14 protein-coding genes are annotated in these 17,038 nt (G+C 42.4%); 1 reads left to right on the top strand and 13 read right to left on the bottom strand.

Annotation, left to right across the window (positions count from 1 at the left end; all coding sequences use genetic code 11):
• Positions 1-95: 95 nt before the first annotated feature.
• The 10 genes from AAC006_RS10230 to AAC006_RS10275 all read right to left on the bottom strand — a co-directional run bounded on the left by AAC006_RS10230 (position 96) and on the right by AAC006_RS10275 (position 12,424).
• Positions 96-407, bottom strand: coding sequence for a hypothetical protein (locus tag AAC006_RS10230; protein WP_339891254.1), 312 nt, complete (start codon positions 405-407; stop codon positions 96-98).
• Positions 408-479: 72 nt separating this feature from the next.
• On the bottom strand, positions 480-977 hold the full coding sequence (locus AAC006_RS10235; RefSeq protein ID WP_339891256.1) for a hypothetical protein: 498 nt from the start codon (positions 975-977) through the stop codon (positions 480-482).
• Complete coding sequence (locus tag AAC006_RS10240) at positions 977-3,226, bottom strand: hypothetical protein (protein ID WP_339891258.1); 2,250 nt, start codon at positions 3,224-3,226, stop codon at positions 977-979. Before AAC006_RS10240 ends, AAC006_RS10235 begins: the two co-directional genes overlap by 1 nt.
• Positions 3,219-4,826: a site-specific integrase gene (locus AAC006_RS10245; RefSeq protein ID WP_339891260.1), complete on the bottom strand. Its 1,608-nt coding sequence runs from the start codon at positions 4,824-4,826 to the stop codon at positions 3,219-3,221. The genes AAC006_RS10240 and AAC006_RS10245 overlap by 8 nt, the downstream gene beginning before the upstream one ends.
• Positions 4,816-6,159 (bottom strand): tyrosine-type recombinase/integrase, encoded by a 1,344-nt coding sequence (locus AAC006_RS10250; RefSeq protein WP_339891262.1) that lies wholly within the window; start codon positions 6,157-6,159, stop codon positions 4,816-4,818. The genes AAC006_RS10245 and AAC006_RS10250 overlap by 11 nt, the downstream gene beginning before the upstream one ends.
• Positions 6,160-6,308: 149 nt before the next feature.
• On the bottom strand, positions 6,309-6,896 hold the full coding sequence (locus AAC006_RS10255) for a single-stranded DNA-binding protein (RefSeq protein WP_013785892.1): 588 nt from the start codon (positions 6,894-6,896) through the stop codon (positions 6,309-6,311).
• Between the two features lie 282 nt (positions 6,897-7,178).
• Entirely contained in the window at positions 7,179-8,741 is a 1,563-nt protein-coding gene (locus AAC006_RS10260; RefSeq protein ID WP_126872640.1) for a sodium/sugar symporter, read from the bottom strand.
• A 277-nt stretch (positions 8,742-9,018) separates the two neighbouring features.
• Entirely contained in the window at positions 9,019-10,158 is a 1,140-nt protein-coding gene (gene galK, locus AAC006_RS10265; RefSeq protein ID WP_013785895.1) for a galactokinase, read from the bottom strand.
• Complete coding sequence (locus AAC006_RS10270) at positions 10,151-11,206, bottom strand: UDP-glucose--hexose-1-phosphate uridylyltransferase (protein WP_013785896.1); 1,056 nt, start codon at positions 11,204-11,206, stop codon at positions 10,151-10,153. The genes galK and AAC006_RS10270 overlap by 8 nt, the downstream gene beginning before the upstream one ends.
• A gap of 201 nt (positions 11,207-11,407) precedes the next feature.
• The gene (locus tag AAC006_RS10275) at positions 11,408-12,424 is read right to left on the bottom strand and encodes an aldose epimerase family protein (RefSeq protein ID WP_013785897.1); all 1,017 of its coding nucleotides are present in this window, start codon (positions 12,422-12,424) and stop codon (positions 11,408-11,410) included.
• Between the two features lie 284 nt (positions 12,425-12,708).
• Here AAC006_RS10275 and AAC006_RS10280 point away from each other — a divergent pair, with 284 nt between their 5' ends.
• Positions 12,709-13,710, top strand: a complete 1,002-nt coding sequence (locus tag AAC006_RS10280) for a LacI family DNA-binding transcriptional regulator (RefSeq protein ID WP_013785898.1) — start codon at positions 12,709-12,711, stop codon at positions 13,708-13,710.
• Between the two features lie 371 nt (positions 13,711-14,081).
• Here AAC006_RS10280 and AAC006_RS10285 read toward each other — a convergent pair whose 3' ends face one another.
• The 3 genes from AAC006_RS10285 to AAC006_RS10295 are packed head-to-tail and all read right to left on the bottom strand — an operon-like array spanning position 14,082 to position 16,960.
• Positions 14,082-14,942, bottom strand: coding sequence for an alpha/beta hydrolase (locus tag AAC006_RS10285; protein ID WP_013785899.1), 861 nt, complete (start codon positions 14,940-14,942; stop codon positions 14,082-14,084).
• Positions 14,943-14,971: 29 nt separating this feature from the next.
• Complete coding sequence (locus AAC006_RS10290) at positions 14,972-15,565, bottom strand: beta-phosphoglucomutase family hydrolase (RefSeq protein WP_013785900.1); 594 nt, start codon at positions 15,563-15,565, stop codon at positions 14,972-14,974.
• 54 nt (positions 15,566-15,619) lie between these two features.
• Positions 15,620-16,960 (bottom strand): MFS transporter, encoded by a 1,341-nt coding sequence (locus tag AAC006_RS10295; RefSeq protein WP_338454657.1) that lies wholly within the window; start codon positions 16,958-16,960, stop codon positions 15,620-15,622.
• Positions 16,961-17,038: the final 78 nt, after the last annotated feature.

Here is a 17,038-nt window from a genome sequence, read left to right on the forward strand (position 1 = left end):
GTTTTATCTGTACTAGTTCAGACTTGATTTGACAGTTACCCGTTGTTTCAGGCGCCGCTGTCAGATTAGATTTAGATGCATATCGTGGTACATTTTTACCTGCAGCCCAACAAATCTAAAGCTTTCAATGGTGGCGTGCCCATTCTAATGTTGGTAATTGCAGTTGATGGTATGTCTATAAAATCGACACCGTCTACGAGGTAGGTACTGTTCAGTGTGGTAATTTTATATTTATCATCTATTTTTTCGATTGTCTCGATTAAACTCGTTGAAAACCAATCACCAGCAGCATATTGATTACTTGTGTGATGAACTACGTATCCAAAACAAAAAAGGTACGAATCGTCTTTATCCACTCGGCAAATCACTGTGTCTCTCAGCTCACCAGTTACATAAAAACCAACCATAGAATCTTTTACCTTTATTGACCTTTTGCTAACCTAATAGCTTAAGGCAAAACAGTCAATAACAGCTACCGATTAATCCCTATTTTTTGCTGGCAACCCACTATCAATAGTTACTGCAAGCTGATTCAAATCAACACCATCCATTTTCTGAAGGTTATGCTGCCATCTAGCAAACCTTTCAAGTATCAGGTCATTGTTCTTATTTAACCTATTATTCTCAGAAGCGAGCCTTTCATTCTCATTTTCAAGCTTTTCAACTCGCTTTATAAGCTCAGCTATGGTTGCATCATCATTTTCTAAATTTTCCAAAAGTTGGCTTAGTTTGCCTGAACTATCAAATAGCGATTTAGCTTCTTCTATAGCAGCAGACTTTTTAGATCTCAGCTCTTCTTTCTTTAGGTCAAAGGCATGTTTTATTTCATCATGCTTGGTGTAAGTATGGCGAGAGGGAGGACGTTTTAAGCCTAATTCTGTCTGTAGCTTTTCGGAAAGAAGCTCATATGTGAGTTTACCGCTCCAACCGTCAATAATCGATAAAATTGTTTCTTTGTTATCTGTTATAAAAGCCATTATGACTCCGTCATATCAGATATTGCTAAAGCAGTAAGATCGAAAATTGGTATGGCATTGTGCTCTTCAATATTCAGTGACCGTTTGACTGGTGAAGGGTCTAATTCATCAGGGATTTTGATAGGTATACCATCAGGTCTGTTTGGGTCTTCCATCATGGTAACAATAGTTTTGATCTTCGATAATCTGAAACCTAGAGCTGTCACCCAGCGATCTGCACCGAAAACTCTATCTCCAGCTTTAACGACTGCATCCTTTAGCTGCTCCTCATAGAGCTTTTCAAGGTTTTTAAGCTCTTCTAGGGTGTTAGGTTGACCTTTTAAGCATGTATGGTCACTACAGACCTCGCAATCGCCATTTTTAACGCATGGACTTTCCGCATAGTTGTGAACGCAATAGCCTAATCCTGTGAACTGCCCGACACCTGATCTTTTAATTCCAAGTGACTTAAGAGAAACTGGTAAACCTAAATCATGCAATACGATCGCAGGGGGAGGAGACTCTGATGTGTACGGCGATAGAAACTTATTGGCTTGAGTAGCCGTCATTACACCATCACTATTTGCAACATGGCCTATGCGCTTAGTTAATCGTGATTTTTGCTCTTGAGTTCTACCATCGTATGCTTTGTTTTGTTTTACATCCGCTCTACCCGACCATTTGGCAATTAGCCAGTCTTCTTCACCAGCCAGTTTTAACTTAGTATTCAGCCAATGTCGGGGTTGGTGGGTATTCAATTTTAATCGAGTGTCATCTTCATCTGTGATTGACAATTCATCAAAGATTGATTCGATTTCCTCCTTTCCCGAAGGGCGTTCTGAACCTATAGCATCACTTAACGCGCCGTGCCCAGTCACTACCCACGAAAATGGTTTAACATTAAAGTCTTTATGAAACTCATTTTCTCGAACTAAGGTAATGCAGTCCCAAAGTTTCACATCACCATAGACGGGAAAGTCTTTTGTCGTATATTTCTGTTCAACTACAATTCGTAAGTCACTGTAACTCGGAAATTTAATAGAGTGCCCTATTGGCTCTTTTGTATGCTTATCCACAACATCATTGTCGGGTAAAATTGTAGCTCCACTACATAACTCTTTCTTCCAATCTGATACGCCATTTAATTTACTAATTAGATCACTGAGCCACTTAATGTTACTTCCATATGTAGACCAATTAATCTCCGCACCTCTTGCAGACTTACCAGTTTTGAACCCCATTGCGTTTGCAAATTGATCATATGTTAATGGTTTATCTTGCGAGAAATCAGAAGGTGTAATGCACTTTTCATGCATCATAAAGATATTGGGATTTTCAAAAGCAAATTTCGCGGCAACTCTAGCGGGAGCTGAAATATCAATGAGTCTGTCAAATGCCTGTTGTACGACATCCTCTAGTAGTTTGGGTACCCACTTTTTAACGGGATCGCCTCCTTTTGCAGGATGCCACATTAGATATAAACGCCCCTTTTCACTTCTTTGCAATGAGTTTATTGTTAAACCATTAAGTTCCGTATTTCTACTCGGCTGGCACATCAACATTACACATAGGCTGGAGAAGTATCTTTGACGCGATGTTTTAGCTTTGTGAAAGGCATCCGCCACTTGAAGCATTTGATAGTCAGAAGGACATTTGTCCGCATCTTCTTTACGGCTGTCTTTATCAAGTTTAATACTAGGATCGGATTTACGAGGGAAAGGATTTGACCACTCTTGTAGATCCAACTTGAATCGCTTGTCCTTGATGAACTGCAATACTTGTTCAAATGACAGGCTAATATTGCGTTTTGTTCCAACACCTTGTTCGCCGTTCCTAATCTGCTCCTCCACACGATTAATATCTGTGTTATTGAGGTCCATAATATCAACATCCACTCGATCATTCTGAGTCGCTCTTTCTTCTAGAGCATTGTGGATCCAAACTAGAGATGAAGCCCAAGCTGTCGAATCTTTATGATCGATTGACTGTTGATAACGCACATATGCTTTGGCAAAATCAGCAAATGGCTGTTTGAATGGTATATATTCAGAATGGTTTACACTGTTTCCAAATACGATGGTTAATTTCCTTTCTCTTGCTGTGATCCAAGACCATTTATCGCACCCCCATCCTTTCTGAGTGCCTTTCTGAGTTTTAAACTCATGATCAGCAAAAAGCGTTAAATTGTTTTTCGCGAATGCTATGAAGTCAGCATAGTTTTTCTGGAAATCTAGTTTATGCTTTGGTGTAAATATCAGTACATCAGACATTTAACGCTCCGTCTTTTTCCAGCTCTTGCTTTCTAACATGACATTTTTGTATGACAACTTCGATAGCATCAATACTGCGATTATGGCCTTGTAACACAAACTCACTTGCTCCCATCTTACGCTTACGATCACGTTCTGAAACGATACTATTCAGAACTTCTGTATGGCGTGCATTTAACCAAGGTTGAAATTTATTGCAGGTGTAACAATGAATTGTACCGTTGGCACAAAAACCAAACTTGCCGCAATTTCCGATAGGGTTCCCATCATTGCTGTTAATTCGACTACGAGGATCATTTGCTCGCATTGCGTCTTTTTCACTATCAATCAAAGTGCCGGAAAATGCCTGTGCCAATGGAGTTAAGTCTGACGCAAGCGCTTCATCAATGCTGTCAGCCATTTCTTCGTTGAACTCTGTATATACTTTCACTTGTTGGGTATCTGAATGGCCTAATTCTTCAGCTATTACATAATCGCTCGCACCTAGCATTGCCATATTGGTTGCATGAGTGTAGCGGAATCGTCTAGGGTTGATATGCAAATCACCAAACCCATCATCTAACTTAATCCGTGTTGTTTTCAGCGGACAAAGGCGAGCCAAGCGCCTTATCATTTCAGCAACTGATGGGGTTGCTCCCCTTGTCCGTAAACATAGTAAGTCAGGCGTTCTCTGTTGTAGCTCTTCAAATTCCTCAAAGCTAGCAATTTTAGCCATTTCTCGTGTATTGAGGAAGATAGGAATTTGCTTCTTCTGGCTGGATGCCAATTTAATATCAAATTGCGTTTCAACAGCCTTAATGGATTGATTTGCCTGTGTTGTTAGCACCAGCATTAAATCTTCACCAGTGTCCCTCTTAAGTTGAAAAGAGTCTCTAAAAAGTTCATCACGTTGTTTTGCGTTTGGGAGATGCAAATCAAAATGCTCGACACCTTCTTCAACCCTTGTTATTAAATCACCATAATAGAGATAGGTAATCTGAACAGGGCGGGTGCCGGTTTGTTGTAGCGCCATGATAAAGGCGTAATCGGTCAACGAGATCAGTTTTTCAGTAAAGGCATCCACGTACCAGTTTATAAAGGCTGTTTGTTCTTCAAATGAATACGCTCCGCTAAAAGGGCAGCCTAAGGCAACAGCTTTTCCTTTTTCATTACCAGAAAGTTTAAGTGACTTAAGTAACTCTACTGTCTTTTTATCGACTCCTTTGATTTCTTTGTCGTGCCAGTCCATTAAAAATGCGCGGATGTAACCTAGCTTATACTCTGTGCTTTTGGTTAGTTTTGCCTTGTAATTTATTACATGCTCTTCATTTATTTTCCCAGTAACACCAACAGCGAAAAACCAGCGACAATATCGAAACAGATTATCTGTATAAGAAGATGAAAATTCACATGCATAATCAGCTAATGCTAACCTAAAGTTTCTTTCAAGCTTGGCCTCTAAATTTAGCGAAGTGAGTAACTCAAAATTCAGCGACTTATTTGCATCTAATTCCCAAAGATCGCCATACACATCAAATTCATAGTTGGCTTTGCTGTATCGCTTATCCGACTTTGTCCTAGCTCTTACTGAGCCTTGTAATTTGTTTGCCTTAGCCGCCATGATTATGTCCTTCTACTTTGTGCTTCATCTTCGCTTGCATTTTTTGGCGTATCTTTTGCGCCTGTTTTCTTGCTGTCCGTTTGAGATAAATCTCACCTGATTTAAGAGATGAATGTCCATTTAATTCTGCTCTTATCTCCAGCTCGCGTTGCTTCGTAATCTTATTTTCATCTGCGTATTGCTTTGCAGCTTGATGCAAACCCGCCTGCTCCAATCGTATTACTTCTTGCCTGACGGCCCTTTTTACCTCATCAATCTGATCCGACAGTTGATCATTGAAATAGTGTCGATAAGAGTGAGGTGTAATAGCCCAAAAACGCTCTGGGTTCACACCTTTGATGCTATTAAATATATCATTAATTGTTTGTTGAATTAGTGGTTGTCCAGATTGATAATGCCCCTCTTTATCTTTGTGAGAAACAAAGATGAACGGGTGTGTTTTTGCGACTTTTGTTTCAGCACGCTGAACCTTGATATAGGCGTTTAGCAAGTTTCTCAGCTCTTTTGTGATAGACACAGGTCTGCCAAGGGTCTTTGCCGTGGGTTCTTTTAAGCGGGGATCATCTTTACTGTCATGTCTTCTAACAACTGACAATGTTGGATTTTCAGTATCCGTTCCGATATCGCTGATCCGAAGCGCTAATAACTCTGCACATCTAAATCCTGTCTCATACAAAACTTGAACAATTAGGTAGTTTCTAAACTTAATAACTGGATTTTTAAACGGGTTGTAATGTGAATCAGGCTTCGCCACCTCAACAAAGTCTTCAAATACATCATCTGGAATACCTGATTTATCTAACGAAACTTTCTTCGATCTTCCTTTTGGCCTACCACTCTTAAGTCGAGTTTTCATTTTATCCAGCGACTCAAAAAGTTCCGCGGCAGCTGGCTTGTGCTTGACTCTCTCTTGCCCGATAAAATGAAGGAACTCTGCAATGTGGGCTATGCGGGATATATATTGAGATTTACCAATAGTCGGTTTGTCTTGTGATTTTGATAAATGAAACTTTCCCATATCGACTACATTACTTGCTGACTTATCCCTAACCACTTTGGCCTGATATGAGCAATGCTCTTTGAGTTTATTAATATCATCAAGGTTAGGTACTTTACCGTTGTATATTTCGTCAATCAGATCCCTACCGTTAATATCCTCCCAACGTTTCAAATGTTTGATGTCTTTTAGGTATTGCTCAATTGATTTTGCCGCTTTAGTCATTCGCAGTTTTTGCGTTACAAAGTGAGTTACCCAAAAATCGGGAACCCCATCTTCTCCTAACAAAAAAACGTAGCGCTCTCCACTTTTGAACTTTTTTACAGCAATTTTCATGGACACCCAACAATAAACATTTATATTTGTTATAAAGTAATATAGCGGTGATTATTAAATTTTCAACATTAATTTTCTAAAAAATAAAAAAAAGCCGCTTGGTAGCGGCTTTCAATGTTATTTTTCAACATTTCTATTTTTGTCTTTGTCTAGAACGGAATGTCGTCATCAAAATCAAAGTCTGGCTCAGCCATTGGAGGCTGCTTAGGCTGTGACTGACCGCCACCTTGGTTAGGTGCTGGCTGTTGATAGCCGCCCTGGTTTTGACCACCTTGATTTTGGCCGCCTTGTTGCTGATAACCGCCTTGGCTTTGACCACCTTGTTGCTGGTATCCACCTTGCTGGTTATTCTGAGGGCGTTGATAACCGCCACCCGCATTACCACCGCCACCTTCACCACCGCGACCACCAAGCATTTGCATTTGGTCTACAATGATTTCTGTAGTGTAACGGTCTTGGCCTGACTGATCTTGCCACTTACGCGTTTGCAATTTACCTTCAACGTAAATTTGAGAACCCTTTTTCAGGTATTCTCCGGCAATTTCTGCTAAGCGACGGTACATAGTAAGGCGGTGCCACTCAGTGCGTTCCTGCATTTGGCCTTGCGGATCTTTCCAGCTTTCGCTGGTAGCCAAGCTTAGGTTCGCAACGGCGTTACCGTTAGGCATGTATCGTACTTCAGGATCATTACCTAGATTTCCCACAAGTATGACCTTGTTAACGCCTTTCGTTGCCATTGGTGTCTCCTGTAACGTATTTAGTGCCTTGCTGCTCTATCACTTTGTGACAACAACAAGTGCGAAAGTTTCATCGATATTAGCCGGTTAGTATATCTTATTTTGAACGGGAGAAATTAAGTTTTTTCTCTCCCGTGTGCTTTCAAATTTGAACGCTATCAAAATATTCATCGCTTGTCGGCTGAACTTTCGCATGGTTTTATCGGGCGCTTGATAGCTTAAGCGCCCAAACCATTACCATTTACTTTCTAACTCCACCGGCTCTTTATTGTCAGCAGCGCTTTACCACCAAGCGCCGTAGAAGGCGATAAGCAAACACACTACGGCGAACGCGGCAATATTAAACCCTTTCGTTGTAGCGAATTCGACCTCATCTAAATCTACCGCATTTTCATGTACACCTTTTTTCTCTGCAAGCGACACGATAATAGCCACAGAAACACAAAGTAAGAACACAATTCCAACGCGGTCGATAAACGGCAGTTCAGGCCAGAATTGACGGAATACAATACTAAGTACAAAGGAACCTAGTGCCGCACACAGTCCACCGGTTGCAGTGGTCTTCTTCCAGAACATGCCCAATACAAACAAGGCGCAAATACCTGGCGTAAAGAAGCCTGTAAACTCTTGGATATATTGAAAGGCTTGGTCGAAATTACCCAACAATGGTTTGGCCGTGATCATGGCAATAATCAGTGAGACAAAGCTCACTATACGCCCTACTTTCACATAGTGATGTTGGCTTTCATTTGGGCGTTTGTCTTTGTATAAATCCATAGTGAAAATGGTCGATACACTGTTGGTCATCGAGGCTAACGACGACACAATAGCTGCTACTAACGCGGCAAAAATAACCCCTTTCAACCCTACTGGCATCATGCTCATAAGTGATGGGTAGGCTTGATCAGGCTTTGAAAGCTCCGGCACTAATAGCACTGCCGCAATGCCTGGTAACACTACAATCAGTGGCATTAACAGTTTAAGGAATGCCGCAAACGCTATCCCTTTTTGGGCTTCTTGTAGGCTTTTCGCCGCCAATGTGCGCTGAATAATGTATTGGTTAAAGCCCCAATATGAGAGGTTCATTATCCACATACCGCCAATGAGTACGGAAATGCCCGGCAAGTCCATATAATGCGGATTATCTTTCGATAAAATCATATCGAATTTTTCAGGTAACTGGTTGCTAAGGTCGATAAAACCTTGAATGGGGCCATTACCGCCACTGATTAAATTAAGCGCGGTGTAAGACAAAAACAGGCCGCCGAATATTAACAATACCACTTGAATAATGTCGGTAAGTGCCACAGCTTTTAGCCCGCCGTATAATGAATAAGCCAGCGAGAAAGCACCTAGGAATATCATGCCGTAAACCATATCCACACCAGCAATGGTGTTAATGGCTAAAGCGCCTAACCACAATACCGCGGTTAAGTTTACAAATACGTAAACACCCAACCAAAATACTGCCATGACTTTACGCACTCGATGGTCGTAACGCTGCTCTAAGAACTGCGGCATGGTATATATTTTGTGCTTTAAAAAAATAGGTAAAAAGTATTTCCCCACAATGATAAGTGTAATAGCTGCCATCCACTCATAAGAAGCGATAGCTAAACCTAGTTGATAGCCAGAGCCTGACATACCAATAATTTGTTCTGCCGATATATTTGCTGCAATCAGCGAGGCCCCTATTGCCCACCACGGCAAGCTAGAGCCTGCTAAGAAGTAGTCGTTCGTATCTTTTTCGTGTCCCTGCTTTTCCCTTGATACCCACCATGCGATGCCGATAAGCGCCACCACATAGATCACAAACACTGTGATATCTAACGATGCTAATTTCATAGTTTTTCCCAACGATTATTTTAGTTTTGCGGTGCGAATTTTCTCGATGCAGGGTCGATGAAGGCTATTGGTTTTATTATTATTGTAAAAGTTAAAGTCCACACCATGACTTTCTTTATGACTTTGCCCAAAAGCGCATCATTAATATCACATTTCATTAACTTAGATGAACAAGAATTGTAAATTTAAGGCAAAAAAAAGCGTTGTTTTGAAATTCAAAACAACGCAAGGGGCACAATTAATTGTTAACGGGAATCTTGTGTATTACATATAATGTTTAAGCAAATGCACCTTGAGTGGCAGTGCATACATATATATCAGCTTTGTAGCCAGTCTCGTCAAAGTACTTATCAGCAACCACTTGCTTAACCGCATCGACAGAATCAGTTGGAACTAACGCCACGACGCAGCCACCAAAACCACCGCCCGTCATGCGAACGCCACCGGTTTCACCTAATACTTCACCAATAATTTCAACAAGGTAGTCAATGGGCGGTACGGTAATTTCAAAGTCGTCGCGCATAGAAACATGCGACTCTGCCATCGCCTCACTCACCGTAGTGATATCACCTACCTTCAACGCTTCACTTGCACTTAATGTACGCGCATTTTCAGTAATAATATGACGGGCCCGGCGATAAACCACTTCAGGCATATGGGGCTTAGCGGTTTCCAGCATTTCTATCGTTGCTTCACGTAACGACGGAACGCTTAATAACGACGCGCCTTGCTCACACTGTTCACGACGCAAATTGTATTCGCTGTCTACCAAACCGCGTTTTACATTTGAGTTAATGATCACAATCTGATGTGATGATGGCAGTGGAGAATGTTCAATCGCCAGTGATTGGCAATCAAGCAACATTGCACTTCCTTCGTGCCCCATTGCCGATACCAATTGATCCATAATGCCGCACGAACAACCCACAAAGGTGTTTTCAGCTTTCTGACCAAGTAAGGCCGCTTGAACACCGTCTAGCGGTAATTCATATAGTGCGCTAAGGGCTTTCAAAATAGCGATTTCAAAAGAAGCAGATGAGCTTAAACCCGCGCCTTGTGGCACGTTGCCTGTAACAACAAGATTAGCACCAGAAAAATCAGGTAAGGCATCCTTAAGCACTTTAACTACGCCACGCACATAATTCGCCCAGCCTTGATTGTCGTCATACTGAATATCGTTAAGTGAAAACTGATTTTGCTGATTTTCATAATCAAGCGCTGTCACTACAATATCGTTGTCATCACGTTTGGATGCAGCAACCCACGTACCAAAGTTAATGGCGGCTGGAAACACAAATCCTTCGTTGTAGTCGGTATGCTCACCGATTAGGTTCACTCGACCTGGCGCGTGGGCAATAAGCGTAGGCTCTGTGCCGAAACAACGTGTAAATTCTGATGAAAGTAACTGGTTATCCATTGGTGTTCTCGCGTTTCTTATAGTGCACTACAGGCAGTGCTTTTAATCGGTCTGCAGCTTGCTCGGGCGTAAGATCGCGCTGAGCTTCAGCCATCATTTCGTAGCCAACCATAAATTTACGTACACTTGCTGAGCGTAAAAGTGGCGGGAAGAAATGGGCGTGTACAGTCCATTCTGGGTGCGTTTCGTTATCGAACGGCGCACTATGCCAGCCCATTGAATAAGGGAATGATGTTTCAAATAAATTGTCGTAGCGACTGGTAATATCACCAATAATTTGCGCCAACGAGTAAGATTGCGCATCGGTTATTTTATCTAATGACTGTACGTTAAAGCGCGGAAGCAATAAGGTTTCAAAAGGCCAAGCTGCCCAGTATGGTACTACTACAACCCAGTCATCGTTTTGACAAACTACTCGCTCTTGCTTTTCCACTTCTTGTTCGGCGTAATCGAGCAACATAGGGCGTTGGTTTTCTGCATAGTATTGACCTAGTTGAACCAGCTTTTTAGCTGGGTCTGAAGGTAAATGCTGCTGCGCCCAAACTTGCCCGTGAGGATGCGGGTTTGAACACCCCATTGCAGAGCCCTTATTTTCAAAAACCTGAACCCAGGTAAACTCTTCGCCCAGTTCTTTGGTTTGTGCTTTCCAACAATTCACCACATCGGCACGTTCATCGTCGGTAAGCTCCGGCAACGTTTTGCTGTGATCGGGAGAGAAGCAGATAACACGGCTGCAACCTTGCTCGGTTTCAAACTGGAACAACCCACTTTTTTCACTGGCTTGTTCTGTATCTTTTTTCAATGCGGCAAAGTCATTTTCAAAAACGAATGTGCCCGTGTAGCTTGGGTTCACTTCACCGTTTACCCGCGTATTTCCTGGGCATAAGTAGCAAGTGGGATCGTATGAGGGCTTTTGCTCGTTCGAAGGCTCTTCAGATTGTCCTTGCCAAGGGCGCTTAGCGCGATGTGGCGACACTAAAACCCATTCACCTAGTAGTGGGTTATAACGGCGATGTGGGTCGTCAGTTGGGTCGAAGGGCTTTCCCATAATTTCTCTCACTATTTATTTGGCTTTCGTTGAAATTTTGCCACACCGTCACCAAACAAATTTTGTGTGAATGGGTGTAATCAAACCAAAAGGTTAAACGTTTACCCTCAATGATATATTAAGGGCTCGCGATTATCAATTATCGAATAAAGATAATACATTGTTAAATAAATTAACAATTAAAGTGTACTCTCTATTCGTTTAAATCAGCTTAAATTGATACCGAATTTCAGCGGTAAAAGGTTTATCGGGATAAATAATGCAATCAGGAAACTGTGGCTTATTCGGTGCATCGGGGAAGTGCTGAGGCTCTAAACATAATGCGCCAAGCTGACTGTCAGTTTGTAGACTTCCAGTGTAAAACTGAATACCCGGTAAGTCGGTATATAAATCCATTTGTAGGTGTGTATCTTCAGCAAAAACTTGGGCCTGAGGTTTTCCAGCAACCGATTCATTTAATACGAAGTTATGATCGTACCCACCCACTAGATTATACAAATCATGTGATTTCACACTGTTTTCGTTCACCCGCGTTAGTTCACTAAAGTCGAACGGCGTGTCTGTAACCTCTACAAGGCTGCCTGTTGGCAACAAGGTATTGTCTGCATCGGTAACTTTCTTTGCGTCAATTTGCACGAAGGTGCTTCCCACTGTCTTATCTTTACTTAACGTAAAATAAGCATGTTGGGTGAGACTGAAAGGGGTCGCTTTGTCTGTGGTAGCATTTAATGACAACGATAACGTATTAGCATCATCTAAGGTATAAATAGCCTCAACGTTTACGTTGCCAGGAAAACCTCCCTCGCCATCGGGGCTACTTAAGCTTAAAGACAACGAAACACTGTCAGCATGCGTTTCTGCTTTAGCCTTCCACATCTTTTTATGGAAACCAGGAATGCCGCCGTGCAAGTTATGTTCACCGCCATTTTTATCTAGATGATACTCCGTACCTTCTAACGTGAACGTTCCATGCCCAATACGGTTGGCAAAACGCCCGACTATTGCATTTCTATAACTGGGGTCGTCCACATAGCCATCAATGGTTGAATAAGACTGCACGCAAGCATGAAGCTTACCTTGGTCATCTGGCACATTTAATTCGTGAATTATGCCGCCATAATTCAAAATTTTTGCCTGCATACCCTGTGAATTACTTAACGTGTAAAGGGTGACATTCTCACCATCAACGACACCAAAATCAGACGCTTCAACTTTCATAACAATGCATTAACCTTTTTTGCAAGAAATGAAGATTACCATTTTTTAATTAACAGGCTGGCACGACCTCAACAGCAAGGAGGGTATACGTTTTCTTACTCCGTTTATAGTGCTAATTCGCACAACATTTTTATGTTTTTTTGTAAATATACTGTACGCTGTACGCCATAACAGAGGATAGTTGCAGCCAATATGGCTAAATTGAGTCGCAAAAGTGCTTACCGGCCAATCTAAACTGCGTGTCTTCACTTCTATAACCTAATAATAATTGCTAATTTTTTTGTATGGCTACGATTAAAGACATTGCTCAGGCTGCAGGTGTATCGCTTGCAACCGTTTCACGCGTTATAAATAACGGCCCTAAAGTTGGCAAAGATACTCGTCAACGGGTTAAGCTCATCATGGAAGAAATGGGTTATAGACCCAATGCTAATGCCAGAGCTTTGGTGACTAAGCGCAGTGCGTCGCTAGGCGTAGTATTAGCTGAACTTCACGACCCTTTTTTCGCTATGCTTGCCCATGGTGTTGAAACCGTTACTCGCAAGAATAACGTTCAAATCCTGTTAAGTGCGGGCTCGATAGAAAAAGAAACCGAACTGCGTGCCATCGAAATTTTGTTGGAACACCGCGTTGAAGCCATGGTGGTTCACAGTAAAGCGTTAGACGATAAAACCCTTATCGACTTTGCTAAGCAAGTACCTGGATTTGTATTAATCAACCGCTATATTCCTGAAATTGCTAATCGCTGCGTTTGGTTAGATAACGTAACCGGTGGACGCCTGATGGCTGAACACGCTATCAATCAAGGACACAAGAATTTGGCGGTCATTAGCAGCCAATACCGCATTGATGATCCTAACCACAGACTAGAAGGCATCGTAAACGCTGTCGAAGCAGCCAAGCTTTCCTTACCTGAAAGCATGATTGAGTATGCGACCCCAGATCAAGAAGGTGGTGAATTAGCCATGCAGAACTTACTCGCTACTGGCGCTGAATTTACTGCGGTGCTTGCCTATAACGATGCAATGGCCTCTGGGGCAATGACCATGTTACAAGACCATGGCATTGCCGTACCCGAGCAAGTGTCGGTGATGGGCTATGATGATGTGTTGTTAGCTAAATATTGTCGCCCTAAATTGACAACCTTACGTTACCCCATAGAAATGATGGCAGCAAAAGCGGCAGAACTTGCACTGAAATACGCTGCTGGGGCTAAACCTGAAGAAGGCCTCACCTTTAAATACACGCCCACTATCGTTAAACGTGACTCGGTTGTACGGGTCTAGCACGCTGTTTTCTTGACTTGGTATGTGGTTAGGTTCTTACCTTTATAAATAGGTAAAAATTATGAAGGTAAGACACTATCTGTTAGAAAATTTCATGGATGATAGATCTTGACAACTTACTGAGCTTGATCTGTTAGCGAAAATATTTATCCCCAATCCCCTGCTACTAGCGATCCTTACACCGCTAAAGATCTACTTATCAACCGATCTAAAATAAACTTGCTACAGCCCTTGATTTAATTGAGCTAACGTGATCTGACCAGTTAGTCTAGGAAGATCACGATCTTATAGTAGATTTATAAACTTAGGGAGTTACCAACAACTTGATCCACACTTTATCCACAGGTCTGAAAGTGTGATAAACCTTGATTCTACGGGCTTATATGGCTGATGAACCTTTGATATTCTTCTATCGCAAAGTCGTGTTTCAGCGTGGCGTTATGGGTAGCACCGGGTACCACGCTAATGTACTTTGCATCACTCGCGGCAGTCGCTAATAACTGCTTGCTGATTTCAAATGGGGTGATGACGTCTTTCTCGCCTACCAATAACCACAATGGGCCTTCGTAATGTCGCAAAATAGGCGCTATTTGCATTAAATGTACTTCAGGGTGAAGTTTCATGCTGGTTAGTGAATTAGAAAACCCAGGCACCATATTGGCAATAAGATCGGATATGTCGTTAAACGCCCCATCGAGCACTAGCCCGCCAATAGGTTTGTTTGCCGCCACATAGCTTGCGAAATAGCTGCCCACGCCTCTGCCATGCACAATAGTGGGCAGTGACTTATCGAATATACCTTCGGCGTAATCAAAAACAGTTAATGCATCGGCTTTAATCGCATTAATGCTGAGCTTTTCAGATTTCTCACTGGCACCCACACCTTGGTAATCCATCCAAAGAATATTCGCTGGAATCTTACCTAAGCGATGCAACACGCTGTTGTTTTCACTCACCGGCATACGGTTATCGGCGTAAAAAACAATATTCACCACAGGTTCAGCATACGACACCGCTACACCTCTTAAGGTGAGGCCTTGCTCATTATCAATTTCTACGCGAGTAATCCCAGCTGAAGTTTTGTCTTGCTCGATGGCGGCATGTAGCTTTGTGGTAGTCAGTGGTTTTATTTGGTTGTCTTGATGAAAAAAAGCGCTTGGGGTTACATTAATCGCGCAGGCGGCCAAGCCCAATGACATAACAGCCACAGTGAATATTTTTGAAAATGTCATATCACAATCCTTGTTGACTACGTGTTTGCTTACACCAATGAATTTACTATCTTACCGTCTTTTACCATAACACATGTCATTCCTGCATCTAACGCTGCCCGTTGACCCATTTCAGTATCTTCAAATACTACACAATCTTCTGGCGCAACATGCATTGCTTCTGCAGCCATTAGGAAGGTTTCTGGGTGGGGTTTGCCGTTTTTGACATCATCGGCGGTGACCAATACTTTCAATTGATCGATAATATTATGATGACTTAATAACCACTCAGCATGTTGTCTGTCAGAGCCGGTGCCCACAGAAATTGGATGACTTTTAATGTAATGGTTAAATACGGCGAGGGTATCTGGAATTAACATAGGGATATCGGGTAACTTTTCTGAGGCACGCTTTTTAAAACCTGCCACTTCTTCGACATCGTTTTGTATATTGTATTTAGCATTCAACATCTCGACGGTCTCGAGTGTTGGTACGCCGCCTAAACTGTGGATGTAATTGGCATCAAAAGGGTAGCCGAATACTTCACAAGTCACTTGCCACGCATTGATATGTCTGCCCATTGAATCGACTAGGGTGCCATCCATATCAAAAATAATGCCTTTAAAAGACGATAAATCTATCACGGTCGCACTCCTTACGTTCGTTATTCTAGGCAATGAAAGCCAATATGTTTTCTACTAAGCGCTATCAATTACCGCTCTAGCTTGGGTAGCATCGAAATCTCGATTTACTTTTAAATATACCGTGCCATTTTGACTATTTAAAGTCACCTCTAAAACACCTGGAACCAAAGAAATATTTTTCTCTAACGCGTTTTGCTGCTGTTCAGTAAAGCTACCGTTCATCATGACACGCTTAACGCGGCTTACTTCCTTAAGCCCCCAAATAATATACAGCCAAATCAACGTGCTTACCGCCCCAATCATATAGGCAATATCAGGTGTCCAAATATCGGTCACAAAGCCAGATAACATGCCACCTAAAAAAGCGCCGAAGAACTGGAAGCTAGCATAAATCCCCATGGCAGTGCCTTTTTGACCCGCTGGCGCGATACTGGAAACAAGAGAAGGAAAGTTCGCTTCTAAATAGTTAAACCCAGTGAAAAACAGTACAACAGCTGCTGTAGTTACCCACCAGCTATGGTCTTTCATGGCAAGGGCTGCAAACGCACTGCCCATCAGCACCACGGCGAAAAATAGAAAGGATTTCGGCGTGCGACCTCGGGCCATTCCCATCATTATGACTAGCCCCACCACAGAAATACCTAATACCGGTAAATACACGGTCCAATGGGTATCAAGGGCCATGTCGAAATGCAGTAACGTTAAGGGAAGTTGTACAAATAGCAAAGTGATAAGCATGTGCAAAATAAGCACACTGACGTTTAAACGCCAAAGCTGTGAAGAGAACACCAAGCGTTTAAGTTGACCCTTTTGGGGTAACGTATCGCCGCTACTGAGTATTTCACCGTTTGGCACAACCCATTGCACTAGAGGCATACAAACAATAGCTAACATACCGGTAATAGCGAAAATACCAGCTAAACCCCAATTGTTAGCAATTAATGGCCCTAGCAACACAGCCATATAAAAAGAAAAACCAATAGCAATACCGATGATAGCCAATACCTTTGCCCGCTGGCTTTCACGGCTAACGTCGGTGGCTAATGCCATAATCGCACCAGCGATAGCGCCTGCTCCTTGCAATATACGCCCAACGATAAGCCAGGCTATGGTATCAGCGTTAGCCGCCACGAAGCTACCGAACGCAAATACAGCCAATCCGAACAAAATAACGGGCTTGCGACCCCATTTATCAGACATCATACCCATTGGAATTTGCAAAGCAGCCTGTGTTAAACCGTATCCACCCACCGCTAACCCCACCATTAGAGGCGAGTAATCTGAATAATCCATAGCAGCGACGGCTAATACCGGCATCACCATAAATAATCCCAGCATGCGAAGTACATAAACAGATGCAAGCGCTAGCGAGGCGCGCAATTCCAAAGCGTTCAAAGCTGTACCGTTCCTCTAAATCAGTCTGACAGATAGTGTGGGCGCGAAGTGTAGCATATATTGATAAGCTGCCCACGT

The sequence above is a fragment of the uncultured Alteromonas sp. genome, assembly GCF_963976965.1.
Classification (GTDB): domain Bacteria; phylum Pseudomonadota; class Gammaproteobacteria; order Enterobacterales; family Alteromonadaceae; genus Alteromonas; species Alteromonas naphthalenivorans.

Excerpts from the sequence above, each read along its gene's own strand:
- galK (WP_013785895.1), bottom strand. The coding sequence starts at position 10,158 with ATGGATAACCAGTTACTTTCATCAGAATTTACACGTTGTTTCGGCACA.
- AAC006_RS10235 (WP_339891256.1), bottom strand. The coding sequence starts at position 977 with ATGGCTTTTATAACAGATAACAAAGAAACAATTTTATCGATTATTGAC.
- AAC006_RS10245 (WP_339891260.1), bottom strand. The coding sequence starts at position 4,826 with ATGGCGGCTAAGGCAAACAAATTACAAGGCTCAGTAAGAGCTAGGACA.
- AAC006_RS10275 (WP_013785897.1), bottom strand. The coding sequence starts at position 12,424 with ATGAAAGTTGAAGCGTCTGATTTTGGTGTCGTTGATGGTGAGAATGTC.
- AAC006_RS10255 (WP_013785892.1), bottom strand. The coding sequence starts at position 6,896 with ATGGCAACGAAAGGCGTTAACAAGGTCATACTTGTGGGAAATCTAGGT.
- AAC006_RS10280 (WP_013785898.1), top strand. The coding sequence starts at position 12,709 with ATGGCTACGATTAAAGACATTGCTCAGGCTGCAGGTGTATCGCTTGCA.
- AAC006_RS10260 (WP_126872640.1), bottom strand. The coding sequence starts at position 8,741 with ATGAAATTAGCATCGTTAGATATCACAGTGTTTGTGATCTATGTGGTG.
- AAC006_RS10270 (WP_013785896.1), bottom strand. The coding sequence starts at position 11,206 with ATGGGAAAGCCCTTCGACCCAACTGACGACCCACATCGCCGTTATAAC.
- AAC006_RS10250 (WP_339891262.1), bottom strand. The coding sequence starts at position 6,159 with ATGAAAATTGCTGTAAAAAAGTTCAAAAGTGGAGAGCGCTACGTTTTT.
- AAC006_RS10285 (WP_013785899.1), bottom strand. The coding sequence starts at position 14,942 with ATGACATTTTCAAAAATATTCACTGTGGCTGTTATGTCATTGGGCTTG.
- AAC006_RS10240 (WP_339891258.1), bottom strand. The coding sequence starts at position 3,226 with ATGTCTGATGTACTGATATTTACACCAAAGCATAAACTAGATTTCCAG.
- AAC006_RS10230 (WP_339891254.1), bottom strand. The coding sequence starts at position 407 with ATGGTTGGTTTTTATGTAACTGGTGAGCTGAGAGACACAGTGATTTGC.